This window comes from Nocardia altamirensis NBRC 108246, assembly GCF_001612685.1.
In the GTDB taxonomy this organism is placed as follows: Bacteria; Actinomycetota; Actinomycetes; order Mycobacteriales; family Mycobacteriaceae; genus Nocardia; species Nocardia altamirensis.
Genome location: NZ_BDAY01000079.1, coordinates 33,004 through 57,668, shown reverse-complemented (window position 1 = coordinate 57,668; position 24,665 = coordinate 33,004). Strand labels below are relative to the sequence as shown.

The window sequence follows — 24,665 nt, the reverse complement described above, 5'->3', positions numbered from 1 at the left end:
TCTTGACCCACGCTGCAGCATGGGTCAAGAGCACAATTCCTACGTCAAGTCACCAGCGAGCCCGGGGTCCACGGCCGAATGCTCGAATCCGCACTCGTTCTGTGGATTCGCACTGGGGCGCCCAGAAGGGGTGCGGATTCGCAGAAGGGGTGCGGATCGGCAGAACGGGTGCGGTTCTCACTCGGGTGGTGCGGGGAAGTTGGCGAGGGAGTTGGTGCAGCGGGCGGCTTGGGCGCGGAGGGCGGCGACGAGTTCCGGTGGGCCGCTGAGGAGGGTGAAATCGATGTCTACCGCGGTGATCATCCAGACCAGGGCTTCGGGGGTTTCGGCGCCGACCTGCAGGCGACAGGAGTTGGCGTCGACCGGTTCGATGGCGCCCATGCCCGGCCAGACGTTGGGTGCGGCCTCGGTGGCGGAGATGTGCAGGAGCACCGTTGCCTGGCTCGGCCACGCGCGGCTCGACAGCTGTCGCGAAAGGTAGACCGCGACATCGCCTTCCGGTGGTTCGCGCGGGGTGAAGCGCGGACCGGTCGGGATGCGCGGGGTCAGCCGGTCGGCGCGGAAGGTGCGCCAGTCCTTGCGGTCGACATCCCACGCCACCAGGTACCAGTGGCGGCTGAAATGCACCAGGGTGTGCGGCTCCACCTGTCGAAGGGTGGTTTCGCCGCTGTGTGCGCGGTAGTCGAAGCGGAGGCGCTCGTGCCGCGTGCACGCCTCGGCGACCGCCATCAGCGTGTCCGGCTCGACAGCCGCGCCTGGCGCGTTGACCCGCAGCGTGGCGCCGCGCAATGTCTGGACCCGGTGTCGCAGCCGCGGCGGCAGCACCTGCTCCAACTTGGTCAGCGCCCGCAGCGACGACTCCTCGATCCCGGCCACCGTCCCGCCGGACGCACTGCGCAGTCCGACCGCCACCGCGACCGCTTCCTCGTCATCGAGCAGCAGCGGCGGCAGCGCCGCGCCCGCGCCGAGTCGATAACCCGCCGTCCCCTGGGTGGCGTGCACCGGATACCCGAGTTCCCGCAGCCGATCGACATCGCGCCGCACCGTCCGCCCGGTCACCCCGAGCCGCTCGGCGAGCTCCCCGCCGGTCCAGTCCCGATGCGTCTGCAACAGCGCAAGCAACTTGAGCAGCCGCGCCGACGTCTCCAACATGCCTGCCAGCATGGCAGACAGTTAGGAACGTGGCCGTCCTAAGGCGGCGTTCTTTGGTCAGCTGCGGTAGAGCTCGTGCATTCGGGCTGCGGTCTCGGCCAGCTTGGCGCGCACGTGTGGTGGGTCGAGCACTTCGGCGTATTCGCCGAGCGGCAGTAGCCCGTGCGCGAGTACGTCGTAGGACTCCGAGGAGAGGGTGAGCTCGACCCATCCGTCGGCGTCCGGCTCGCTCGCCGAGGCGAGTGCGGCGGTGACGGCGGCGGGCTCGTTCATCAGCCGGAGCATGCGGAGATGGGTGGCGGCGATGCGGCAGCGGGCGTGTACGCGCAGCATGGATTGCGCGAAGTCGTCGGCAGCCGAGGACCAATGCGTGGCCAGGTCGAAATCTGCTGGGCGGTGGAAGGATTCGCCGGTCGGTTCGGCGGCGAGGATGCGGCTGACCCGGTAGGAGCGGATCGCGTCGCCGCCCATCGCCACCAAATACCAGGTGCCCGCCTTCATGACCAGGCCGAGCGGGTCGAGGTGGCGCTCGACGACCTTGTCCTTGCGGCCGTAGCGCACGGCGAGTCTGCGGTCGTGCCAGAGCGCGTCGGCGACGGTGTTCAGCGTGGGGGTTTCGTCGGGACGGTGGAACCAACCGGGTGCATCGATGTGTACCCGCTCGGCGATTCGGGTTGCGCGGCCACGTAATTCGGGCGGCAGTGCGGCGAGCACCTTGAGCTGCGCCGTCGCCAGCACCGTGCCGAGGCCGAGATCGGCTGCCGCGCCGGGTAATCCGGCCAGCAGCACGGCGTCGGCTTCGTCGGGGTTCAAGCCGGTCAGCCGAGTTCGATACCCGGCGACCAACTGCACGCCGCCTGCTCGGCCCGGCTCGCTGTACACCGGCACCCCCGCCGCGGACAGCGCCTCGATATCGCGGTAGACGGTGCGCACCGACACCTCGAGCTCCTTGGCGAGCTCGCCAGCGGTGGCACGCCCGCGCGTTTGCAGCATCAGGAGCAGCTGCACCAGTCGACTCGCGCGCATACGCCAACATTAGCCAGAAACCTTGACAGAAGGTGTCAGCAATAGACCGTACCGTCGACGACATGACCACTTGGAGCACATTCGCCGACGAGGCGCCGCACATCGCCACCCTGTTCACCAAGCGGCACCAGGCCACCGGAAACCTCTGCATGCTCGGCACGCTTCGCTCGGACGGATTCCCGCGAATCAGTCCGGTGGAACCACGGTTCTTCGAGAAGCATCTGGTGATCTCGGGCATGCCGGGCACCACCAAATTCCGGGATCTGGCCCGCGACCCTCGCTTCTGCCTGCACACCGCGACCGTCGATACGCACGTCAGCGAGGGCGACGCCAAGCTGTTCGGCACCGTCGTCGACCTCCCGGACAAGGACCTGCACGTCCGCTTCGCCCAGGCGCTGTTCGATGACACCGGCTTCGACATCCGCGGCCAGGACTTCGACCATTTCTACGTCGCCGACCTGACCAGTGCCTCCACCGTCGAGCTCATCGACAACAAGCTCGGCATCACCATCTGGAAGCCGGGCGAAGGTGAGCGCGTGGTCTACAAGTGACCACTGCGGGTCGGTCCTGTGGCGTGATCGCTGCGGTGGCAGGCTCGCCTGATCCGGCGGCGCCGATCAGTCCTGGCGCGGCAAGTGGTTGCGTACCTCGATGGCAAGCTGCTCCGGATCGATGCCGAGCGCGTCGAGCGCGGGACGCACCGACGCGTCGTCCATGGCCAGAACTCCGAGCAGGACATGGCCGATATCGACTGTGGCACTGTCGGTTTCGTGCGCCTCACGGTGCGCTTGGGTCAGCGCCCTTCTGGCCTGCTTGGAATAGAACAGTTGCGGCTGGCTGACCCAGGACTCGGCGGCGGAGCGGAATGCCTTGCGCAGGTCCTCGTAGGTGAAGCCGAGCGTCCGGATCGCGGTACCTGCCGCGGTTTCGGGTTCGTCGGTGGCGACCTTCGTCAAGGCGAGGAGCAGGTGACTCGGCTCGATGTGCTCGTGATTGAGCGCCTGCGCCTCCCGCAGGCTGTTCTCGAGCACGGTCTTGGCCTGCTTGGTGAACGGAATATGCGTGGTAGTAACAAGTTCCGCGGTGCCGAGCGCCTCATCGAGCCTGGCCCGCGCCTCGGGCGGATCGATACCGAGATGCGCGAGCGCGCGTGTGGTGGTTGCCGCAGAACCTGTTTCGCACGCGACCAGGATGGCGAGCAGGATGTGTTCCGCGCCAATGTAGTTGTGGCCGTGCAAACGCGCCTCTTCCTGCGTCAGCACGATCACTCGCCGGGCCTGGTCGGAGAACCTCTGGAACATGGCGACCCCCTTTTCGGCCGTCCGCCGCTGTCTTTCGATGGTAGTCGGCCGCCGGGGTGATATGTCGGGGTTGGCCTGCGGCGGGAGAAGACGGGGCATCGTCATCTCCCGCCGCGTACTACTCGGTGAGCGCCTGGATTTGACGGTAGCCGGGGGCGTCGATCGGCTGGGGTGTGTTGTCGCGGACCGCGCGGGCCGTGTCGACCGCCGCCGCGAGTGCCGTGCGGTAGAGGAGCGAACCCATGCTGACCCGGCGGACGCCGAGGTCGGCGAGCGCGGCGACCGACGGACCGGTCGGCGAGTGCAGGATGTTGACGGGCAGCGGTGTCGCCGCGACGAGGCGCGCGATCACGTCGGGGATGGCGAGGCCCGGCACGTAGATGCCGTCGGCTCCGGCGTCGGTGTATCGCGCGGCGCGGTCAACGGTGGCGTCGGTGTCGAGGACGGACCAGAAGGTGTCCACCCGCGCGTTGACGAAGAGCTCGGGTGCGTTGGCCTTGACCGCGGCGATCAGCTCGGCTTGGTGATCCGGTGCGGCCAGCGTCGATTCCGGGCGCCCGTCCTCCAGATTGATTCCCGCGATGCCCAATTCAGCCAACTCGGCCGCGAATTCGCCTACCTCGGTGGGGTTTTCACTGAAGCCGTGCTCGATGTCGACGGTCACCGGGATTGGTAGTCGCGCCAACAGCCTGGCCAGCGCCATCGTCGCGTCGGCGGTAGCGCCTGTGGCATCCGGGAGTCCTGCCGCGACGGCAACGCCGAGGCTGGTGGTGCCGATCGCCGGGAATCCTGCCTCGGCGAGGAGCGCGGCGGAACCGTAATCCCACGCGCACGGCAGCACGAGTGGTTGCGGGCCATCGTGCAGTTCGCGGAAGGTCTTCGTCTTGTTCATGCTGTTCCTTCGATGATTCCGGCGGCGAGGGCAAGGGCGTGTGTGCGTCCGGGGCAAGCGTGTGGTCCTGCGCCGAAACCCAGTCCGGGATGGCGCATGTCGAGTTCGATCACCGCGCCGTCGACGACTCGTCTGGTCGAGCGAAGTGGCGGGTTCTCGTCCATTGTGCGCAGCAGGATCTCGTCGGCGGTGCCGTCCGAGTCCGCCTGTTCGGCGTTGGTCACCAGGGCTCCGGTCGCCGCACATGCCTGTACCAGCACACAGATTCGTGCCGCGGTGCGATCGTCGGCGACGCCGCCGCAGGCCGCGACCAAGTCCGCGACCGCGGCATCGGCTGCCGGATTATCTGGTTCATGCGGTTGATAGTGGGCGGCGACCAGCGCCACGGTCTCGACCGAAACATCCGACAGGCCAAGAACGTCCAGCAGCACCCGGACGTGGGGGAGTGGACCGGTCGTTGTCCGTGCTCGCAGGCGCAACTCATCAGGAGCGAGCTGGTCGAGTTCCGTGACGACCAACGCACGTAGGCGCTGATGCGTTGGCCCGTCACAAAAGCGCGGCACATGCGCACGCAGCCAGTCGATGCCGATCGGCGAATCCACCGACGGCACCGCGGGTACTGGCGCGCTGACCAGCGTGGCACGCACCTGCTCGGGGTCGGTGAGCTCAGGAACTGTCCGATTCATGGGGGTGACCGTATCCCCGTGATATTTCGGTGGCCGCCGAAACGTTGGCGGACCATCATGGGGTTGTGTCATCCCGAGGAGCCGAACTCGCAGGCCTGGCGGCCTTGCTCGCCGACAAGACCCGCGCCGACATGTGTCTGGCGCTGGTCGACGGCCGGGCCTGGACCGCGGGCGAGCTCGCCCGGCACGCCGGCGTCGCCGCCTCCACCGCCACCGAACACCTGAATCGACTCCTCGACGGTGGCCTGCTCGTCGAACGCCGTCAAGGCCGCCATCGCTACGTCCAGCTTGCCGGTCCACACGTCGCCGAACTCCTCGAGTCCATGGCGACCCACCTCGACCCACCGCGCCCAGTCGTCACCAATCTCCGAACCGCCACCGCCGCAGCGGCTTTAGCGCGCGGTCGCACCTGCTATGACCATTTGGCGGGCCGTCTCGGCGTGGCGATCACCGACGCGATGACCACACGCGCGCTGCTCGACCAGGGCACCGGCTTCGCTCTCACCGAGGCAGGCCTCGCCTGGCTCACCGGCCCCCTCGGCGTACCACCCGCAGCTTTGCACGTCACCCGCCGCCCCGTCGTCCGCCCCTGTCTCGACTGGACCGAACGCCGCACTCACCTCGGCGGCACGGCGGGCGCCCAACTCTGCCGCCGCCTCCTCGACCTCGACTGGATCTCCCGCATCGGCACCGGCCGCGCCATCCGCGTCACGCGCACCGGCGAATCCGGCCTGCACGACCTACTCGGCATCGAACCGTCCGCACTCCAACTGGATTCTTGAACCCCGCTACGAGTAGTCCCGCAGCTGACGAATCTGGTGCGCGATACGTGCGATCATCCCCGCGAGCATGCGCGCCGCCGCCTCGAGCCGATCAAGCAGGTCACTGAGGTCGTCCTCGGAGGCCCGCCCGACATCGAGCCCACGCAAGCCAGCGAGCGCTCGCTCCAGCGCTGTGAGCTGGTCTTCGAAAGCTCCGTTCGAACGCATGTTCTAATGATAGCGCATCCAGCCGCCCGCGGTCCCACAGTCCAACTGCGTCATCGAGCGGCGTTCACGCGCTTGCGCTGAATCTGGCTTGACTCGGCCCTTTGGGGACGGCTTTACCGTTGCAGGCGAGGAAGGGAGTTGGGTGGATGCGGGCGAAGCAGGTTGCCGATGCGGCGGGGGTGACGGTGAAAGCGTTGCGGCATTACGAAGCGCTGGGGTTGATCCAACCGGTGCGGCGGCCGAACGGTTATCGGGAGTACAGCGACATCGATGCGCGTTGTGTGGCCGAGATCCGCTTGCTCGCCTCGCTGGGGCTGCACCTCGGCGAGATCGGTCCGTTCCTCGACTGTCTGCGGCAGGGGTACGAACCCGCAGATCACTGTCCAGAGTCGTTGGCGGCCTACCAATCGAAGATCGATCAAATCGACCTGCTGATCACTCGCCTCACGCGCAATCGCCACGAGCTCACCCGGCGTATGCATGTGGCCGCTCGTCGCGGCTTCGGACTCGACCACGACAAGTACGACGAGACAGGAATTTCCTTGCTGCCACAAGCCGATCCACTTCCCGAGAATCTGCCGATCCCCCAGGATGACGGTGCCGCCGATCATCTACCGGGTATGACGATCCCCGCGCTGACCTTCACCACGAGTGACGGCGTCGAGATTCGATTGGACGCAGTCTGCGATGGCCGGTGGGTGCTGTTCATCTACCCGCTGACCGGCGAGCCCGGCACCGATATCCCCAAGGGCTGGAACGAGATTCCAGGTGCTCGCGGCTGTAGTCAGGAAGCATGCGGTTTCCGCGACAACTTCGCGGATCTGCATGCCAACGGAGTGCAGCATGTCGTCGCCTTGTCCAGCGACGACGCCGAATATCAACGGGCGCTGGCCGATCGGCTGCATCTGCCCTATCCGATGGTCTCGGACATCGAATTGGCGCTGGCACAGGCACTGAAGCTGCCGACCTTCGAAGCCGGCAACGCGACGCTGTATAAACGCGTGACAATGGTCCTGCGGGGCAACACAATTGAGCACGTCTTCTATCCGATCTTTCCGCCGGACACCCACGCTGCCGAAGTCGTGCGGTGGCTCACGGCCAACCCTGACAGAGGAACGACATCATGACTCGAACCCTCCGCTCCGCTGCGCTTGTCGCTCTGGCAATGATCGTGACCACAGCTGTCTCGCCCGTCGCCGGGGCAGACCACGACCAGCGGGTCACCTTCAGCGGAAAGACGCTGTGCGATCTGGGCGTCAATCCGAAACAAGAAGTCGAGATGACCGTCGAGGGCGCGGTCAACGATGCGGGACAAACGATTTCGCTCACCGGTGCGGCAGGAACGGTGCGGCTCAACTCGGCCGTCAAGTCCTTGTTCCTGCTGTGGGGAGCCGATTCGGTTGGCGGTGCCGTCGGCAAGCTGCCCGTCGCCGCGTCGAACGCCACGTCGGCGACCATTGATGCGGCCGCAGGCCAGGCGTTGCCGTTCGCGAAGACCAAACTCGATCGCGATACCCCGGAAATCCTGCTGAACTTCCCCGACCAGTCGACCTTCGGTGCCGGGCCGTTTATCCGAAATGGCAGCGGCAGTGTTGATTTCACGCTCGGCGCGGGTTGGGATTTCTCCGTACGGCTGTTCAATTCCGCCGGACAGCCCATCCGCGACGTCCCTTGTCGCAAGTAGGGACGCTGAGCCCGCACCCGGCGCAAGGTCGAATCAAGTGACAGGGTGACTTGTTCGACATGCCCGGTGCGGTCCCGGCATTGGCGGCCGCGAGAGCGTGGTGGGCGGGCAGCTCTCGCGGCTGATCGCGCTGAAAGACGCTGTCCTGCTGTTGGATCACGCAGAGTGCACGCGGCTTGGAGCGTCTGCGGTCTGTGACCCGCGGCCGTGCTCGCTGTTGGCCATCGCCCTGGCGATCAACGGGCGCACCAGCTTCGACTGGACCGCGCGCATCACCCAGGCGTTGATCCGGATGCCAAGGGCCGAGTTGGGGGCCACCATCGCGACCCGACCCGGCGGGAGTTCTTGCGCCGAGGCGACCCGCGGCCGCATCGCCGCCTCGAAGGCCGCCAGCGCGGCGGGCAGCCGGTCCAGATCGTCGAGCACCTCGGCCGACCGGAGCGCCGCCGTCAACTCGGCCGCGCCACGCAGAGCCATTGCGGTGCCGAGGCCGCTGAGCGGGCTTGCGCACCAAGCGCTGTCGCCGACCAGCACCACCCGGCCGTCGCGCCAGCAGGGCATGTCGACCTGGTCGAAGGTGTCCAGCGCGAAGTCCGGTGCCTGCTTTGCCGCGGCAAGGAATTCCTGCGTGCGCCAGCCGACTCCGGCGAAAGTGCGCTCCAGCAGGGCGAATTGGGCCTCGCGGTCGCGCCGCGGCGGCAGGGTGTCGGCGGCGAAGGTGAAGCCGATCTCTTGCTGCCCCGGGTGACCGGGCCTGGCCTCCACGCTCCGGCGGCCTGGCGCGTTGTGCATCAGGAACCAGCCGTCCAACGCCGGTGTGTCCGGCGTTTCGGTGAGGGTGAACCAGGCGTGTGCCAGGCCGAGTGGCTTGCGGTAGTTCTCCTCGGGGCCGAAGCGCAGCGCGCGCACCCGCGAGTGCGCGCCGTCTGCGCCGACCACCAGGTCGAATTCCTCGGCCCCGCCGCTACGGAACCGGGCGAGCACTCGGTTTCCCTTGTCCTCCAGCGCTTCCACGGTTTCGCCGAAACGATGCGTCACGCCAGGCCCTGCGGCCTCGTGGATGATCCGCGCGAGGTCGGTGCGCAGCAGTTCCTCCTTCGACACCAAACCCTGCCCGTCGAACGCCTCCACCGGCATCGCGGCGAGCCGACGTTCGTCGGCGGCGATCCATGCGGCTCCGCTTTGCGGGACCAGACAGCCGAGCGCCTGCTCGAGCAGGCCTGCTTGCTGCAGTACTTCGCGGGAGTCGCCGCGCAGGTCGACGGTCTGACCGCCGGTGCGCAGTGCGGGCGCGATCTCGGCGACGGTCACCTCCCAGTCGTCCCGTTCCAGGAGCAGCGCGAGCGTGTCCCCTGCGATTCCGCCACCGACGATGAGTGCGCGTGCCATGACGTGTTCTCCCTGCGTTGTGCGCCCTTCCGGGCCATTGATGCGAACGATTCGCCTTAACGATAAACATGAGATCCGTGCAAACGCAAGTGCTTCGCGTTAATATGGAGACGTGACTCAAGCGACAGGAGTAACCCGCCCCGGCGGACGTACCGCCCGCACCCGGGAGGCCGTGCACGCGGCCACCCGTGAACTGCTGGCCGAATCCGAGGACGGCACTGTCGAGATCGCCGCGGTGGCCGCTCGTTCCGGCGTGCACATCGCCACGATCTACCGACGGTGGCGCACCGCAGAGGGTCTGGTCATCGACACGGTCGTGCAGGATCTCGGCACTCGCTCACCGCTACCCGCGACTGGCGATCTGCACTCTGACATGCTCACATACGCGACGAATCTGCTCACCGATCTCCGGCAGCCCGACCATCTGACCTTCTTCCGGGCGATGGCACGGGCCGCGGGCGGCGAGACCGGGCTGATTGATGTCGCGCAGTTCGCCGAACCTCGCATGCGGGAGATTCAGGCCACCCTCGACGCCAGCAACACCACCGTGCTGAACAGCAGGGACGTCTTCGAGATCATCTTGTCTCCGGCCTACATTCGCGCATTGCTTTCCAATTCCTTGGACCCGGAATCCGACGCCCCGCGCCTGGTCGACAACCTCATTGCGGTGCGAGACCACCGCCTCGGTCGCACCTAGCCTGGGCCCGGCTAGGTGTGACCCCGCCCTCATGGCCGCCGATCATCGGGTGTTTCTCGCGCGGGAGTGGGTAAGAATGGCCTGACGATCGATGCCATCGGCGACGAGCTAGGGGCAGCGTGTGAATGAGCTTGCATAGTCGTGCATAATCATCACATGGTTGATTCGGTGCACGCGCCGGAGCCGACCGGGCCTGTGTTACGGGTCGCGGTGGCCGGGGCGAGTGGGTACGCGGGTGGGGAAGTGTTGCGTCTGCTGCTCGGTCATCCGGCATACCGCGAGGGGCGCCTGGTGATCGGCGCGCTGACCGCGGGCGCGAATGCCGGGACGGTGCTCGGCGAACTGCAGCCCCACCTGCTGCCGCTGGCGGATCGCGTGCTCGCGCCGACCGATGCCGAGGTGCTGGCCGGCCACGACGTGGTGTTCCTCGGCCTGCCGCACGGGCAGTCCGCCGCGCTCGCCACACAGCTGCCCGCCGACACGGTGATCATCGACTGCGGCGCCGACTTCCGGCTGACCGATGCGCAGGCGTGGGAGAAGTATTACGGCAGCGCGCACGCGGGCAGTTGGCCGTACGGGCTGCCCGAACTGCCCGACGGACGCGAACGCCTGCGTGGCGCACGCCGGATCGCCGTGCCCGGCTGCTATCCGACCGTCGCCAGCCTCGCGCTTGCGCCCGCGATCGCGGCTGGAATCATTGCGCCGCAGGTGAATGTCGTCGCGGTGAGCGGCACCTCCGGCGCGGGCCGCAAGCTCGATGTCGGACTGCTTGCCTCCGAGGTGATGGGTTCGGCACGCGCCTACGGCATCGCGGGCGCACACCGGCACACGCCGGAGATCGCGCAGAACCTGAAGGCGGCGGGCGGGATCGACGTCGCCGTGTCGTTCACGCCGGTGCTCGCGCCGATGCCGCGCGGCATCCTCGCGACCTGCACGGCGCCGACAACGGTCGATGCCGAGCAAGCCCGCGCCGTCTATGAAAAGGCTTACGCCGACGAACCTTTCGTGCACCTGCTGCCGGAAGGTGTCCTGCCGCAGACCGGTGCGGTACTCGGCTCCAACGCCGTCACCCTGCAGGTGGCGGTGGACGCCGACGCAGGCCAGCTGGTGGTGATCGGCGCGATCGACAATTTGACCAAGGGCACCGCGGGCGCCGCGGTGCAATCCATGAACCTGGCCGTCGGATACGACGAGACCGCAGGACTTTCCACCGTAGGAGTGGCACCGTGACAACATCCGCAGCGATTTCGACCGAGGCAGGCAAGCTGGTGCGCAACCAGGGCGTGACCGGACCGCTCGGGTTCCGTGCGGCCGGTATCGCGGCGGGCATCAAGGCCAGCGGAAAGCCGGACCTGGCACTGGTTTTCAACGAGGGCCCCGAGTACGCGGCGGCAGGCGTCTTCACCCGCAACAAGGTGAAAGCCGCACCGGTGCTGTGGTCGCAGCAGGTGCTGTCCGGCGGTCGGCTGCGCGCGGTGATCCTCAATTCCGGTGGCGCCAACGCCTGTACCGGCCCCGGTGGCTTCCAGGACACCCACAAGACCGCCGAAGAACTCGCCGCCGCATTGAGCAACTGGGGTTCCGAGACCGGCGCCGGCGAGATCGCGGTCTGCTCAACGGGTTTGATCGGCGACCGGCTGCCGATGGACAAGGTGGTGCCCGCGATCACCGAGATCGTGCACGAGATGGGCGGCGGCCTCTCCGGCGGCCTCGACGCCGCGCACGCCATCATGACCACCGACACGGTGCCCAAGGAAGCGGCGTTCCACCACCGCGACAAGTGGAACGTCGGCGGCATGGCCAAGGGTGCAGGCATGCTCGCCCCGTCGCTGGCCACGATGCTGGTGGTGCTCACCACCGACGCCGCCGTCACCGCCGACCAACTCGATCAGGCGCTGCGCAACGCGACGGCACGCACCTTCGACCGCCTCGACGTCGACGGTTCCTGCTCGACCAACGACACTGTGCTGCTGCTGGCCAACGGCGCCAGCGAGGTCACCCCGAGCCAGGCCGACCTCGACGCCGCGGTACTCGCGGTCTGCGACGATCTGGCCGCCCAGCTGATGGCCGACGCCGAGGGCGTCACCAAGCGGGTGCTGATCACCGTCACCGGCGCGGTCAGCGAGGACGAGGCGGTCACCGCCGCCCGCACCGTCGCGCGCGACAGCCTGGTCAAGACCGCGCTTTTCGGCTCGGACCCGAACTGGGGCCGGGTGCTCGCCGCGGTCGGCATGGCGCCGGTGACCCTCGACCCGGACCGGATCTCGGTGTCGTTCAACGGAAGTCCGGTCTGCATCGACGGCGTCGGCGCGCCGGGCGCCCGCGACGTCGACCTGTCCGGTGGCGATATCGAGGTGCGGATCGACCTGAACGTCGGTGACGCCGCCGCCACCATCCGCACCACCGACCTCTCGCACGGATATGTCGAGGAGAATTCGGCGTACAGCTCATGACGAGCCAACTCCGTCACGAACTTTCGGCGCTCGACAAGGCACACGTCCTCGCCGACGCGCTGCCGTGGCTGCAGAAGTTCCGCGACAAGATCGTCGTGGTGAAGTTCGGCGGCAACGCCATGGTCGACGGAGAACTCGAGCGCGCGTTCGCCGCCGATATGGCGTTCCTGCGGACCGTCGGCGTGCACCCGGTGGTGGTGCACGGCGGCGGACCGCAGATCAGCGCGATGCTGAAAAAGCTTGGCCTGGAGGGGGAATTCCGCGGCGGCTTCCGGGTGACCACCCCCGAGGTGATGGATGTCGTGCGGATGGTGCTGTTCGGGCAGGTCGGCCGCGAGCTGGTCGGCTTGATCAACGCGCACGGCCCGTACGCCGTCGGCATCTCCGGTGAGGACGCGCGCCTGTTCACCGCGACCCGCCGCACCGTCGAGGTCGACGGCGAGCCGACCGATATCGGACTGGTCGGCGATGTCACCGAGGTGAATCCGGACGCGGTGCTCGACCTGATCGACGCGGGCCGCATCCCGGTGGTGTCCACCATCGCGCCGGACGTCGACGGCGTGGTGCACAACATCAACGCCGACACCGCCGCCGCCGCGCTCGCCGAGGGTATCGGCGCCGAGAAACTGGTGGTGTTGACCGACGTCGAAGGGCTGTACACGGACTGGCCCGACCGGTCCTCGCTGATCAGCCGCATCGACGCGGCGGCGCTCGCCGAGTTGCTGCCTCGACTGGACGCGGGCATGGTGCCGAAGATGGAGGCATGTCTGCGCGCCGTGCTCGGCGGCGTGCCGACCGCGCACGTCATCGATGGCCGCGTCCCGCACGCGGTACTGCTGGAACTGTTCACCGGAGAAGGAATCGGAACGATGGTGACGCCTGCCCTGTCTTCGAACGGGATCGGCTCGCTGGACGGAACGAAACAATGAGTACTGACCAAGATCTGCAGTCGCGGTGGTCCGCCGCCATGATGAACAACTACGGCACGCCGAAGATCGCGCTGGTGCGTGGCGCGGGCGCGGTGGTCTACGACGCCGAGGGCAACCGCTATCTGGATTTCCTCGGCGGCATCGCGGTCAACAGCCTCGGCCATGCGCATCCGGCGATTCTGGAAGCGGTCACCCAGCAGCTCGGCACGCTCGGGCACACCTCGAATCTCTATGCCAACGAACGGGTGATCGAGCTGGCCGAGCGGCTGCTCGCGCATTTCGGCGACGGTTCCTCCGCCGACGGGCACAGCGGAAGGGCGTTCTTCTGCAACTCGGGGACCGAGGCGAACGAGGCCGCGTTCAAGATCGCGCGGCTCACCGGGCGGCGCAAGATTATCGCGTGCGAGGAGGCGTTCCACGGGCGGACCATGGGCGCGCTCGCCCTCACCGGGCAGGCGGCCAAGCGGACGCCGTTCGAGCCGATGCCCGCGGGCGTCGTGCACGTGCCCTACGGTGACGCTGCCGCGCTGGAAGCTGTTGTCGACGAAGACACTGCTGCGGTGTTCCTCGAGCCGATGATGGGCGAGAGCGGCGTCGTCGTGCCGCCGGTCGACTATCTGGTCAAGGCGCGCGAGATCACCGCGCGGCATGGTGCGCTGCTGATCCTCGACGAGGTGCAGACCGGCATCGGCCGGACCGGAAAGTTCTACGCGCACCAGGCCGTTGGCATCGTGCCCGACGTCATCACGCTGGCCAAGGGGCTCGGCGGCGGGCTGCCGATCGGCGCGGTGCTTGCCACCGGCCCGGCCGCCGACCTGCTGACGCCCGGCCTGCACGGCACCACGTTCGGCGGCAATCCGGTCTGCGCGGCGGCCGCGCTCGCCGTGCTGCGGACCATCGACGAACTCGACCTGCTCGCGCACGTCGAGTCGGTCGGCAAGCGGCTCACCGACGGCATCGAACTGCTGGAGCATCCGTTGATCGACCACGTGCGCGGTGCGGGGCTGCTGCTCGGCATCGTGCTCACCGACGACGTGTCGGCGCATGTCGAAGCCCAGGCGCGCGCGGCGGGATATCTGGTGAATCCAGCCAAGCCCAACGTCATTCGGCTCGCGCCGCCGCTGATTCTCACCGAGACCCAGGCCGATAACTTCGTCGCCGATCTGCCAACGATTCTGGATGCGGCGACCCAAGATGCGAAGGAGGCTGCGGCACAATGACTTCGGCACAGCACGCGGTGACCTCAGCACAACCCGGTATTCGGCACTTTCTCCGTGACGACGACGTGAGCCCGGCCGAGCAGGCCGAAATCCTCACGCTCGCCGCCGAGCTCAAGCAGGCGCCGTTCTCGCAGCGGCCGCTGGAGGGGCCGCGCGGCGTCGGGGTGATCTTCGAGAAGAACTCCACCCGCACCCGCTTCTCCTTCGAGCTCGGTATCGCCCAGCTCGGCGGGCACGCGGTGGTGGTGGACGGCCGCGACACCCAGCTCGGCCGTGAGGAGACGCTCGGCGACACCGGCCGGGTGCTCTCCCGGTATGTCGACGCGATCGTGTGGCGGACCTTCGAGCAGTACCGGCTCGACGAAATGGCCGTGACCGCAACGGTTCCGGTGGTCAACGCGCTGTCCAACGAGTTCCATCCGTGCCAGGTGCTCGCCGATCTGCAGACCCTGGTCGAACGCAAGGGCAACTTGACCGGACGCAAGCTCACCTATTTCGGTGACGGCGCCAACAATATGGCGCACTCGCTGCTGCTCGGCGGTGCGACCGCCGGGCTGAACGTCACCATCGCAGCGCCACCCGGTTTCGAGCCGCTGCCGTGGATCCTGGAGGCCGCGCGTAAGCGGGCCGCGGACACCGGCGCCACCATCACGTTGACCGAAGACCCGGTTGCCGCCGCCGACGGCGCGGACGCGCTGGTGACCGATGGCTGGACCTCGATGGGTCAGGAGAACGATGGGCTCGATCGCGTCGGTCCGTTCCGCCCGTTCCAGCTGAACACCGAGCTGCTCGCCTACGCGCAGTCCGATGCCGTTGTGCTGCACTGCCTGCCCGCACATCGCGGCGAGGAGGTCACCGACGAAGTGCTCGACGGACCGCACAGCGTGGTCTGGGACGAGGCGGAGAATCGGCTGCACGCGCAGAAGGCGCTGCTGGTGTGGTTGCTGGCCAAGCGAAACAACGGCTCGGCATGAGCGAGCGTCAGCGAGTGAACCGAGGATGCAGCGCGCGGACGCGCACGACGGAGCCGAGCGTCAGCGAGGCGCAGTCGTGAGCGTCACCCATCCCGAATCAGGCAAAGCAGGCCCCGAAATCGCGCGCACCCGCGCCGGCCGGCAGTCGCGCATCGTCGAACTGCTGACCGCGCATGCGGTGCGCAGCCAGACCGAGTTGGCCGCGCTGCTTTCGGCCGAGGGCATCGAAACCACCCAGGCCACGCTCTCGCGTGATCTCGATGAGCTCGGCGCGGTGAAGTTGCGCGCGGCCGACGGCGGCGCCGGCGTCTATGTCGTCCCAGAGGACGGCAATCCGATCCGCGGCGTCATCGGCGGCACCGATCGTCTGGGTAAGCTGCTCGGCGATCTGCTGGTCTCCACCGATGCCAGCGGCAACATCGCCGTGCTGCGCACTCCGCCCGGCGCCGCGCACTTCCTGGCCAGCGCGTTGGACCGCGCCGCGTTGCCGTACATCGTCGGCACCATCGCAGGCGACGACACCATCGCCGTCATCGCCCGCGAGCCGCTGACCGGGGCCGAACTGGCGGCGAAGATCGAAGAGATCGCCTGACGATCAGGAGAACGGGAACTGTCCGCCGCCACCGCGCGGCGACGTGCCGTTACCTGGGGTGCCGACGTCGATGATGTCCTGGATGAGGTTGACGATGGCGCGACCGACGTCGAGGACGCCGTTGCCGAGGGTGCTGAATTCTCCCGCGATGTAGTGCAGCATTGCGTCCGTCCTTCTGCCTGCCCGAAGGTTGCCGTTTTCAGGGTCGCACATGGGCGTGGCCGCGCCAAGGGGTCTTATTCGCTTGATGGGCACTGACTTTCGCGAACGAGCCGGGCGGCCGGTGCCCTCTTCCCACCCCCGGGGGTGAATGGGCTTGCATCATCGTGCATAATCATTTGTAGGACGGAACGGCGGGAGGCCGGTCCGCGCCGTCGTAACCGAGCATCGAAACCGAGGAGCACACAGACCATGTCGGAACGCGTCGTACTCGCCTACTCAGGTGGGCTGGACACCTCCGTGGCGATCAGCTGGATCGCCAAGGAGACCGGTGCCGAGGTGGTGGCCGTGGCCATCGACCTTGGCCAGGGCGGCGAGGACATGAACGTGGTGCGCCAGCGAGCACTGGACTGCGGCGCCGTCGAGGCGATCGTGGTCGACGCGCGCGACGAGTTCGCCAACGACTACTGCCTGCCGACCATCCAGGCGAACGCGCTCTACATGGGCCGCTACCCGCTGGTGTCGGCGATCAGCCGCCCGCTCATCGTCAAGCACCTCGTCGAGGCCGCCAAGTTCCACGGCGCGACCACCGTCGCGCACGGCTGCACCGGCAAAGGCAACGATCAGGTGCGCTTCGAGGTCGGCATCGGCGCGCTCGCGCCCGACCTGAACGTGATCGCGCCCGTGCGTGATTATGCGTGGACCCGGGAGAAGGCCATCGCCTTCGCCGAGGAGAACGAGCTGCCGATCAACGTCACCAAGAAGTCGCCGTTCTCGATCGACCAGAACGTGTGGGGCCGCGCGGTGGAAACCGGCTTCCTCGAGGACCTCTGGAACGCGCCGACCAAGGACGTCTACGACTACACCGCCGACGCGACCGTCAACTTCGAGGCGCCCGACGAGCTCATCGTCACCTTCGAACGCGGCGTTCCCGTCGCGATCGACGGCCGCCAGGTGAGCGTGCTCGAAGCGATCGTCGAGCTGAACAACCGCGCAGGACGGCAGGGCGTCGGCCGCCTCGACATGGTCGAGGACCGGCTCGTCGGCATCAAGAGCCGCGAGATCTACGAGGCGCCCGGCGCCATCGCGCTCATCACCGCACATCAGGAGCTGGAAGCCGTCACCGTCGAGCGCGAGCTCGGCCGGTACAAGCGGCAGGTCGAGCAGCGCTGGGGCGAGCTGGTGTACGACGGCCTGTGGTTCTCGCCGCTGAAGCGCGCGCTGGACGCGTTCGTCGGGGAAACCCAGGAGCACGTCTCCGGCGAGATCCGAATGGTGCTGCACGGCGGCAGCGCGGTCGTCAACGGACGTCGCTCGGAGCAGTCGCTCTACGACTTCAACCTGGCGACCTACGACGAGGGCGACACCTTCGACCAGTCGCTGGCCAAGGGTTTCGTGCAGATCCACGGGCTGTCGTCGAAGGTCGCGGCCCGTCGGGACTTGAACCAGAAGTAGGACGCCTCGGGCTCTCGCCGAGGCCCGGCTTGGATCGGGCTCGGCGGGAGTGTCGCGTCGACACCGGGCGCAGGGAGCGGTCGTAGTCTCGAAGGCGGCCGGTGAGGGTCGTCGGCGGGAAGGGTGTGCGGTTTTATGCGGACCGAAGACGCCGGCTGGGACATCGTGACGAGCGTCGGCGTCACCGCCATGCGGGCCGCGGAGAACCGGCGGCCGGATGCCCTCTTCCACGACCCGTTCGCCGAGCAGCTGGTGACAGCCGTCGGGCGACCGGAGTGGGTGAAGTTCGGCACCGGCGATGTCGAGGGCCGATCTGCCGCCGAGGAATTGACCAACCACACACTGATGACCGCGATCCGAGGAGACAGCACACCATGACGCACAGCGGCAGCACGAACACCGGTGCGCTCTGGGGCGGACGGTTCGCTTCCGGTCCCGCCGAAGCGATGGCCGCACTGAGCAAGTCGACGCATTTCGATTGGGTCCTTGCGCGCTACGACATTCGCGCATCCAAGGCGCATGCGCGTGTGCTGCACAAGGCGGGCCTGCTCTCGGAGAGCGACCTCGCAGGGATGCTCGCCGGCCTGGATCAGCTTGCCGCGGACGTGGATTCGGGTGCGTTCGGCCCTGCCGACTCCGACGAGGACGTGCACGGCGCGCTGGAACGTGGGCTGATCGACCGGGTCGGCGCCGAGCTCGGCGGGCGGCTGCGCGCGGGGCGTTCGCGAAACGACCAGGTGGCCACCCTGTTCCGGATGTGGTTGCGTGACGGCGTCCGCCGGGTCGCCGTCGGCGTGCTCGACGTCGTCGACGCATTGGTCGCGCAGGCGGCCGCGCATCCCGACGCGGTGATGCCGGGCAAGACGCACCTGCAGGCTGCACAGCCGGTGCTGCTCGCCCACCATCTGCTCGCGCACGCCCACCCGCTGCTGCGTGACATCGATCGGCTGCGTGACTTCGACAAGCGAGCGGCCGTGTCGCCCTACGGTTCCGGCGCGCTGGCCGGTTCCTCACTCGGCCTCGATCCCGAAGCCATCGCCGCCGAACTCGATTTCGACGCCGCGGCCGCCAACTCGATCGACGCCACCTCCTCGCGCGATTTCGCCGCCGAAGCCGCGTTCGTTCTCGCCATGATCGGCGTCGACCTGAGCCGGATGGCCGAAGAGGTGATCCTCTGGAGCACACCGGAATTCGGCTACATCACTCTCGCGGATGCCTGGTCGACCGGCTCGTCGATCATGCCGCAGAAGAAGAACCCCGACGTCTCCGAGCTCACCCGCGGCAAGGCGGGCAGGCTCATCGGTAACCTCACCGGCCTGCTTGCCACGCTGAAAGCGCAGCCGCTGGCCTACAACCGCGACCTCCAAGAAGACAAGGAACCACTGTTCGACTCGGTCGCCCAGCTGGAACTCCTGCTCCCCGCGATCGCGGGCCTCGTCTCCACCCTCACCTTCCACACCGACCGCATGGCCGAACTCGCGCCCGCAGGCTTCACTCTCGCCACCGACATCGCCGAATGGCTGGTTCGCCAAGGCGTTCCGTTCCGTGTCGCCCACGAAGCCGCAGGTGCGTGCGTCCGTGCCGCCGAATCCCGCGGCGTCGGCCTCGCCGACCTCACCGACGAAGAATTCGCCGCCATCGACCCCGCCCTCACCCCCCAAGTCCGCGAAGTCCTCACCGTCGCAGGCTCTATCGCCTCCCGCAACGCCCGAGGCGGCACCGCAGCCACCCAAGTAACCGTCCAACTCACCGAAATCCACACCACCACAACCAACCTCCGCACCTGGCTGACCTAGCCCCGAGCACGACTCGCACAACCCCGATAGGCGGCACAACCCACGCCCACGCCGCCGCTCGGCCCCTCCTGTCCGACGAGTGGCACATGGCTGCGGCAAAGTGCGAGTAGTCCACTCCGTGGTGTGCCACTCGTGCGGATTCAGCGGGGGAGGAGGTTGGCTACCTGGAGGAGTGGGGTGGCCAGGGCGGGGATGGATTTGGGGTCGGGGAGGCGGCCGGTGCGGAAGGTGAGGAGGTCGTGGCCTGCGAGGTTCCAGTGGGGGAGGGCGCAGGCCAGGTGGGCGGCGATCAGCGGGGGGCCGACGAGCCAGCGGGCGTAAGCGGGGTCGGGGCTGGCGATGCGGAAGCGGGAGTCGAAGTCCGGGTTGCCGGTTGCGGTGGGTTTGTCGCCGAAGAGGGAGCGACCGAGCTGCGAGAAGACGCCGCGAGGTACGACCGCGACCGGCGGGTGTGCGCGGTCCAGGTGTACGACGATCGCGATGTAGTAGTGGGTGGTGGTCGACGAGCTGGAGCTGCTGGTCGACATGCGGCTGGTGGACCTTGTCGTGTAGTGGTAGTCCGCCACGGTCACCCGTCGGCCGTCGAGTTGACCGGTCAGGTTCACCGTCAGGCCGCGTTTGTTGCGGCCGGGCATGCGGCCGGTCCAGTCCGCGCGCCCGTTCTTCGTCATGGTCCACCCGTTGGCAGCTGCCCACTGCGCCAGACCGGCCACGCGACGGCGCTCGGCGCGGATCGACAGCGGGATCAGAATCGCCATCAGCACGACGACGAACACCACGAACGCGCCGAAAATCAGCACCGCCGTATCCATGCCGATCACCACGTCCTCATCGGAGATGCCGGACTGGCACTTGGATCACGAGTTCCACCCGGCCGCTGCACATCTGAAGGTGCCGCCCGGTTAGTATCCAGCACTCGCTACGCTGCCGCCATGACCTTGCTGCTGCTGGCCCTGGCCATCGCGTCCGAGGTGACCGCGACCGTTTCGCTGAAGATCTCCGAGGGCTTTTCCAAACTGGTCCCCTCGATCATCGTGGTCATCGGATACATCGCCGCCTTCTACTTCCTCTCCCAAGCCCTCAAGCGCGGCATGCAGATCGGCGTTGCCTACGGCATCTGGTCCGCGGTCGGCGTAGCCGCCATCGCCGTCATCGGCGTTCTCTTCCTGGACGAGAAGCTGACCCTGATCCAGGTCGGCGGCATCGGCCTGGTGATCCTCGGCGTCCTCGCATTGGAACTCGGCGGCGAGCACTGACCGATCGCGCGTGCCGATGGCCTGCGAGACCATCGGCACGCCCGGGACGCCAATGTCGATCAGAGGAACTCGCTGGTATCCAGGTCGAAATCAAGCGGCTTCGGTATCCGAAGCGGGGCACCGAACTTGGCGGTCTCGTGGTGCCGGTATTCGCCGTCGGCAGGTTCCCAGAAGACGGTCGCCTCCGCGCGGTGACGGTCGAGGAGCAGATACACCGGGATCGATCCCTGTGCGTAGGCCTCGCGCTTCTCGGTCCGATCGACATCCGCGTCGCGCTCACGGCCTGAGGTGATCTCCACGAGCATCAGTACTCCGGCGGAGTCGGACCACGGCGGTTGGTTCCGGAAGTAGTCGCGTGGAGCGACTACCCCGTCCGGGCGGGCGCGCCCAGAGCGATACGCCGGGATCGCCAACCCACGTTCCTGGAACAGACGTAGATCGGATCGGTGGTCCCTAATCTGGTCGCCGACGTACACAGCGAACACATCATGGTCACCATCGGGTGCCGGAACCACGTAGATCCTCCCATTGATCAGCTCGACACTGACTTCCTCGGACGATGCGCGCTCCAGCACCTCGAACTCCGCGAGGGTTACATCGGCGTCCATGCTGTTCATATCCCCAGGGTAACGGGGTGGCGCGGGTTCGGTCTGCTGGTCGTCCGCCGGCAGCCGCCGCGCCGCGGCGTGCAGGCTCATCCGGTGCCTCGATCCGGGGTCGGGCAGGTACGGTCCATGCGCGTGCTCCTTCTACTCGGCCGACAGAATGATGTGCATTTGCTTTGACGCGAGATCGGGGCTGATGGTTCCCGTGAAAGTCGACGAGTTTTCGGAGTGTCGGTTTGCGGCAATGGGATCCACTACCCGATGAACCGTCCATGCGGAAGTTGAGTGCATTGTTTTCTGATGTCGAAAACGGGATTCTGTTGCGCTGTCCGCATTTTGCCGAATACGTCCCCTCGGATGTGACCCGAACGTACCATCGGGCGATGGACTGGACGTTTGCTCAGCTGTGCGCGCACGGATGTGGCCGATGACCTCGGACGATGCCGCAAAAGAGGCAGGTGCGACGGGCGACTCGACCGTCGCGTTGGCCGCCGAGGGACTGGTGAAGCGCTACGGCGGCGTCGAGGCGTTACGTGGCGCGAACTTTCAGGTCAGCGCCGGGGAAGTCGTCGCCTTGATCGGCGACAACGGCGCGGGTAAATCGACGCTCGTGAAATGTCTTTCCGGCGCCGAGCAGCCCGATTCCGGACGGATTTTGCTGGACGGCAAGCAGGTGGTGCTGAATAACCCGACGGCCGCGCGGAAACTCGGCGTGGAAACCGTGTATCAGGATCTTGCGGTGGCACCTGACCTCGATCCGGCCGCGAACCTCTTCCTCGGCCGCGAACTGGTGCGCAAGGGTTTGCCCGGCAAACTCGGCATGCTGGATCGGACCGCCATGCGCGCCCAGGCGGTCGAACATTTCCGCCGCCTCGGGGTCACCCTGCAGAGCGCGGATGTGCCGATCGGCTCGCTGTCCGGCGGGCAGCGCCAGAGTGTCGCGGTGGCGCGCGCCGTGATGTGGGCGAGCAAGGTCGTCTTCATGGACGAGCCGACCGCCGCGCTCGGCGTTGTCCAGCGCGAGCGGGTGCTCGACGTGATCCGAAAGGTCCGCGATCAGGGCATCGCGGTGGTGCTGATCAGTCACAACATGCCGGAGGTGTTGGCGGTGGCCGACCGCATCGAGGTGCTTCGGCTCGGCAGGCGGGTCGCGCGTTTCGACGCGGCCGACGCCACGCTCGAGCAATTGGTCGGTGCGATGACCGGCGCACTGTCGCAAGAGGATGTCGCATGAGTGAGCGTAGCGAGCCAACAAAAGGCGCAGCCGGTATCAGTAAGGCGGACAACGGAAACGGTGTCGAGATAGCGGAACGCACTGCACTGCAACGACTCCTCGGCGCGAGCACGGTGTGGATCGGCGTCGTGCTCGTCGCGTTGTGCATCGTGTTCAGCGTGCTGCGACCCGATGCCTTCCCGACCCGCTTCACCTTTCAGACGCTGCTGATCGAAACTTCGGTGCTGCTTGTCCTTTCGGTGGGGATGACGTTCGTGATCATCACCTCGGGCATCGACCTCTCGGTCGGCATGGTGCTGATCTTCTCCGGCGTGATCGGCGCCAAATCCATGGAGGCGCTGAGCCCGGACCAGGACGCCACCGGCGCAGGCTGGGGCATCATCGGCATCGGGTTCCTGCTTTCGGTGGTTGGCGGCGGTCTGTGGGGCCTGCTCAACGGCGTGCTGGTGGCAAAGGCCAAGATCCCGCCGCTGATCGTCACGCTCGGCTCGTTCGGCGCCGCACTCGGCGCGGCCCAGCTGATCACCGGCGGCGTCGACACCAGGACGGTGCCCGAAAAGCTGCGCGACACCCTCGGTTTCGGCACCACGCTTGGCGGCGTGCCGAACCTGGTGCTGGTCGCCACGGTGGTGACCGTGCTCGCCGCGTGGGTGCTGCACACCACTCGGTTCGGCCGCTACACCTACGCCATCGGCTCGAACGAGGAGGCGGCGCGGCGCTCGGGCATCGCGGTCACCAGGCACTTGATCTCGGTGTATCTGCTCACCGGTCTGCTCGCCGGTCTCGCGGGCTTCATGAATCTCGCCTACTTCGGCACCACCACCATCGGCGGGCACACCACCGACAATCTGGACGCCATCGCGGGCGTAGTGATCGGTGGCACCAGTCTTTTCGGCGGTGTCGGAACGATTGTCGGCACCGTGATCGGCGTGTTCATCCCTTCGGTGCTGAAGAAGGGTTTCGTCATCGCACAGGTGCCGGTGTTCTGGCAGCCGATCGCGGTGAGCGTGGTCTTGGTCGCTGCGGTCTGGTTCGACCAGGTGCGCCGCCGGGCCCGCGATCGAAAGTAGGAATTCGGTAGTGACAACACAATTCGGCGGAGGTAGCCAAATGAGGGTGGCGAAGCGGACCGCGGTGGTGATCGGCACGATGGTGGCGGTCGGCGCGATGCTGGCGGGATGTAGTGGGAAGGTGGGTGATTCGGGTGGTACGGACAGCAAGAAGCTGGTGCTGATCCCCGGTGTCGCCGACGAGCCGTTCTACATCTCCATGCAATGTGGCGCGCAGGACGAGGCGGCGAAGCTCGGCTACAAGCTGGACACGCAGGCCCCGACCAAGTTCGACGCGGGATCGCAGACGCCGGTGTTGACCGGTGTGGTGGCGAACAAGCCCGGCGGCATTCTGATCGCGCCGACGCACGCCACCGCGATGGCGAATCCGATCAAGCAGGCCAAGGACGCGGGCATCAAGATCGTCGAGGTCGATACCGCGCTCGACGACACTTCCGTTGCGGCGTCGTCGATTTCGTCGGACAACAAGAAGGGCGGCGAGCTCGCGGCACAGACCCTGGCGAAGCTGGTGGGGGAGAAGGGCCCGGTGCTGGTGATCAACACCAAGGCGGGCACGTCCACCACCGACGCGCGGGCGCAGGGCTTCGAGGACGCGGTGAAGAGCTACCCGGGCATCACCTCGCTCGGCGTGCAGTACAACAACAACGAAGCGGCCCAGGCGGCGTCGATCGTCACCGCCACGCTGGCGGCGCACCCCGATCTCGCAGGCATCTTCGCCACCAACCTGAGTTCGGCCGAGGGCGCGGCCACCGGCCTGCGCAACGCGAACAAGCTCGGCCAGGTCAAACTGGTCGGCTTCGACGCGAGCCCGAAGCAGGTCGAGGATCTGAAAGCCGGTACCGTGCAAGCACTTATCGCCCAGGATCCCGCTGGCATCGGCGCCAAGGGCGTCGACCAAGTGGCCGCGGCGATCGAGGGCAAGCCGGTCACGAGGAAGATCCAGACCGACATGATCGCGATCACCCAGGCCGACATGGACGCCAACTCGAAGTACTTCTACAAGCGCAAGTGCTGACCGGGTGATCTACCTGCCACGCACGCGGATGCCGTGCGCGGCAGGATGATCGCGACAAATGTCAACGCCGCACAGCTGCTCGCAGCTGTGC

28 protein-coding genes are annotated in these 24,665 nt (G+C 67.3%); 18 read left to right on the top strand and 10 right to left on the bottom strand.

The annotated features are described in order from the left end of the window. Positions 1–177 precede the first annotated feature (177 nt). Both NA11_RS34010 and NA11_RS34005 read right to left on the bottom strand, forming a co-directional pair. Positions 178–1,152, bottom strand: coding sequence for a helix-turn-helix transcriptional regulator (locus NA11_RS34010; RefSeq protein WP_069166170.1), 975 nt, complete (start codon positions 1,150–1,152; stop codon positions 178–180). 57 nt (positions 1,153–1,209) lie between these two features. Further along, entirely contained in the window at positions 1,210–2,178 is a 969-nt protein-coding gene (locus tag NA11_RS34005) for a helix-turn-helix transcriptional regulator (RefSeq protein ID WP_069166158.1), read from the bottom strand. 62 nt (positions 2,179–2,240) lie between these two features. On the opposite strand from NA11_RS34005, the gene NA11_RS34000 reads away from it, so the two are divergent. Beyond that, positions 2,241–2,729 carry a pyridoxamine 5'-phosphate oxidase family protein gene (locus tag NA11_RS34000; protein WP_069166157.1) on the top strand — a complete coding sequence of 163 codons (489 nt, stop codon included), beginning with the start codon at positions 2,241–2,243 and terminating at the stop codon, positions 2,727–2,729. Positions 2,730–2,795: 66 nt separating this feature from the next. Here NA11_RS34000 and NA11_RS33995 read toward each other — a convergent pair whose 3' ends face one another. From NA11_RS33995 to NA11_RS33985, 3 genes are all read right to left on the bottom strand, one after another. Further along, a complete protein-coding gene (locus tag NA11_RS33995; protein ID WP_069166156.1) occupies positions 2,796–3,479 on the bottom strand; it encodes a Clp protease N-terminal domain-containing protein in 684 nt (227 codons plus the stop codon). 118 nt (positions 3,480–3,597) lie between these two features. Beyond that, the gene (locus NA11_RS33990) at positions 3,598–4,371 is read right to left on the bottom strand and encodes an isocitrate lyase/PEP mutase family protein (protein WP_069166155.1); all 774 of its coding nucleotides are present in this window, start codon (positions 4,369–4,371) and stop codon (positions 3,598–3,600) included. Continuing rightward, a complete protein-coding gene (locus tag NA11_RS33985; protein ID WP_069166154.1) occupies positions 4,368–5,057 on the bottom strand; it encodes a hypothetical protein in 690 nt (229 codons plus the stop codon). Before NA11_RS33985 ends, NA11_RS33990 begins: the two co-directional genes overlap by 4 nt. Positions 5,058–5,122: 65 nt before the next feature. On the opposite strand from NA11_RS33985, the gene NA11_RS33980 reads away from it, so the two are divergent. Continuing rightward, the gene (locus NA11_RS33980; RefSeq protein WP_069166169.1) at positions 5,123–5,839 is read left to right on the top strand and encodes an ArsR/SmtB family transcription factor; all 717 of its coding nucleotides are present in this window, start codon (positions 5,123–5,125) and stop codon (positions 5,837–5,839) included. Between the two features lie 6 nt (positions 5,840–5,845). Here the strand turns inward: NA11_RS33980 and NA11_RS33975 are convergent, their stop codons facing one another. Then, complete coding sequence (locus tag NA11_RS33975; protein ID WP_069166153.1) at positions 5,846–6,046, bottom strand: hypothetical protein; 201 nt, start codon at positions 6,044–6,046, stop codon at positions 5,846–5,848. A gap of 146 nt (positions 6,047–6,192) precedes the next feature. Here NA11_RS33975 and NA11_RS33970 point away from each other — a divergent pair, with 146 nt between their 5' ends. Together NA11_RS33970 and NA11_RS33965 are read left to right on the top strand one after the other, a co-directional pair. Then, entirely contained in the window at positions 6,193–7,173 is a 981-nt protein-coding gene (locus NA11_RS33970) for a redoxin family protein (RefSeq protein ID WP_069166152.1), read from the top strand. Next, the gene (locus tag NA11_RS33965) at positions 7,170–7,730 is read left to right on the top strand and encodes a hypothetical protein (RefSeq protein ID WP_141717998.1); all 561 of its coding nucleotides are present in this window, start codon (positions 7,170–7,172) and stop codon (positions 7,728–7,730) included. The genes NA11_RS33970 and NA11_RS33965 overlap by 4 nt, the downstream gene beginning before the upstream one ends. 156 nt (positions 7,731–7,886) lie before the next feature. Here NA11_RS33965 and NA11_RS33960 read toward each other — a convergent pair whose 3' ends face one another. Further along, positions 7,887–9,119, bottom strand: a complete 1,233-nt coding sequence (locus NA11_RS33960) for an FAD-dependent monooxygenase (RefSeq protein WP_069166150.1) — start codon at positions 9,117–9,119, stop codon at positions 7,887–7,889. Positions 9,120–9,231: 112 nt separating this feature from the next. On the opposite strand from NA11_RS33960, the gene NA11_RS33955 reads away from it, so the two are divergent. The 7 genes from NA11_RS33955 (at position 9,232) to NA11_RS33925 (ending at position 15,984) form a co-directional block, all read left to right on the top strand. Further along, positions 9,232–9,816: a TetR/AcrR family transcriptional regulator gene (locus tag NA11_RS33955; protein ID WP_141717997.1), complete on the top strand. Its 585-nt coding sequence runs from the start codon at positions 9,232–9,234 to the stop codon at positions 9,814–9,816. A 156-nt stretch (positions 9,817–9,972) separates the two neighbouring features. Beyond that, positions 9,973–11,046, top strand: a complete 1,074-nt coding sequence (gene argC, locus NA11_RS33950; RefSeq protein WP_069166148.1) for an N-acetyl-gamma-glutamyl-phosphate reductase — start codon at positions 9,973–9,975, stop codon at positions 11,044–11,046. 14 nt (positions 11,047–11,060) lie between these two features. Then, entirely contained in the window at positions 11,061–12,269 is a 1,209-nt protein-coding gene (gene argJ / locus NA11_RS33945) for a bifunctional glutamate N-acetyltransferase/amino-acid acetyltransferase ArgJ (RefSeq protein ID WP_141718000.1), read from the top strand. Beyond that, complete coding sequence (argB, locus tag NA11_RS33940; protein WP_069166146.1) at positions 12,266–13,198, top strand: acetylglutamate kinase; 933 nt, start codon at positions 12,266–12,268, stop codon at positions 13,196–13,198. The genes argJ and argB overlap by 4 nt, the downstream gene beginning before the upstream one ends. Next, a complete protein-coding gene (locus tag NA11_RS33935) occupies positions 13,195–14,418 on the top strand; it encodes an acetylornithine transaminase (RefSeq protein ID WP_069166145.1) in 1,224 nt (407 codons plus the stop codon). Before argB ends, NA11_RS33935 begins: the two co-directional genes overlap by 4 nt. After that, positions 14,415–15,392, top strand: coding sequence for an ornithine carbamoyltransferase (gene argF, locus NA11_RS33930; RefSeq protein WP_069166144.1), 978 nt, complete (start codon positions 14,415–14,417; stop codon positions 15,390–15,392). The genes NA11_RS33935 and argF overlap by 4 nt, the downstream gene beginning before the upstream one ends. 76 nt (positions 15,393–15,468) lie before the next feature. After that, positions 15,469–15,984: an arginine repressor gene (locus NA11_RS33925; RefSeq protein WP_069166168.1), complete on the top strand. Its 516-nt coding sequence runs from the start codon at positions 15,469–15,471 to the stop codon at positions 15,982–15,984. 3 nt (positions 15,985–15,987) lie between these two features. On the opposite strand, the gene NA11_RS45940 is transcribed toward NA11_RS33925, so the two are convergent. Next, positions 15,988–16,146, bottom strand: coding sequence for a hypothetical protein (locus tag NA11_RS45940; RefSeq protein WP_167837790.1), 159 nt, complete (start codon positions 16,144–16,146; stop codon positions 15,988–15,990). Between the two features lie 249 nt (positions 16,147–16,395). On the opposite strand from NA11_RS45940, the gene NA11_RS33920 reads away from it, so the two are divergent. The 3 genes from NA11_RS33920 to argH all read left to right on the top strand — a co-directional run bounded on the left by NA11_RS33920 (position 16,396) and on the right by argH (position 19,394). Beyond that, positions 16,396–17,598 carry an argininosuccinate synthase gene (locus NA11_RS33920; protein ID WP_069166143.1) on the top strand — a complete coding sequence of 401 codons (1,203 nt, stop codon included), beginning with the start codon at positions 16,396–16,398 and terminating at the stop codon, positions 17,596–17,598. 135 nt (positions 17,599–17,733) lie between these two features. Next, positions 17,734–17,976, top strand: coding sequence for a class I SAM-dependent methyltransferase (locus NA11_RS47100; RefSeq protein WP_069166142.1), 243 nt, complete (start codon positions 17,734–17,736; stop codon positions 17,974–17,976). Next, positions 17,973–19,394 carry an argininosuccinate lyase gene (gene argH, locus NA11_RS33910; protein WP_069166141.1) on the top strand — a complete coding sequence of 474 codons (1,422 nt, stop codon included), beginning with the start codon at positions 17,973–17,975 and terminating at the stop codon, positions 19,392–19,394. The genes NA11_RS47100 and argH overlap by 4 nt, the downstream gene beginning before the upstream one ends. 140 nt (positions 19,395–19,534) lie before the next feature. On the opposite strand, the gene NA11_RS33905 is transcribed toward argH, so the two are convergent. Then, positions 19,535–20,215 (bottom strand): hypothetical protein, encoded by a 681-nt coding sequence (locus NA11_RS33905; RefSeq protein ID WP_141717996.1) that lies wholly within the window; start codon positions 20,213–20,215, stop codon positions 19,535–19,537. Positions 20,216–20,326: 111 nt separating this feature from the next. Here NA11_RS33905 and NA11_RS33900 point away from each other — a divergent pair, with 111 nt between their 5' ends. Beyond that, positions 20,327–20,650: a DMT family transporter gene (locus NA11_RS33900; protein ID WP_069166139.1), complete on the top strand. Its 324-nt coding sequence runs from the start codon at positions 20,327–20,329 to the stop codon at positions 20,648–20,650. 59 nt (positions 20,651–20,709) lie between these two features. On the opposite strand, the gene NA11_RS33895 is transcribed toward NA11_RS33900, so the two are convergent. Beyond that, a complete protein-coding gene (locus tag NA11_RS33895; RefSeq protein ID WP_069166167.1) occupies positions 20,710–21,267 on the bottom strand; it encodes a Uma2 family endonuclease in 558 nt (185 codons plus the stop codon). 415 nt (positions 21,268–21,682) lie between these two features. Between NA11_RS33895 and NA11_RS33890 the strand changes: the two genes are divergently transcribed. Genes NA11_RS33890 through NA11_RS33880 form a run of 3 tightly spaced genes read left to right on the top strand, consistent with a single transcriptional unit; the run spans position 21,683 to position 24,574 of the window. Then, a complete protein-coding gene (locus NA11_RS33890) occupies positions 21,683–22,489 on the top strand; it encodes an ATP-binding cassette domain-containing protein (RefSeq protein WP_069166166.1) in 807 nt (268 codons plus the stop codon). Continuing rightward, on the top strand, positions 22,486–23,559 hold the full coding sequence (locus NA11_RS33885) for an ABC transporter permease (protein WP_141717995.1): 1,074 nt from the start codon (positions 22,486–22,488) through the stop codon (positions 23,557–23,559). Before NA11_RS33890 ends, NA11_RS33885 begins: the two co-directional genes overlap by 4 nt. A gap of 40 nt (positions 23,560–23,599) precedes the next feature. Next, entirely contained in the window at positions 23,600–24,574 is a 975-nt protein-coding gene (locus NA11_RS33880; protein WP_069166138.1) for an ABC transporter substrate-binding protein, read from the top strand. The last annotated feature ends 91 nt before the right edge of the window (positions 24,575–24,665 follow it).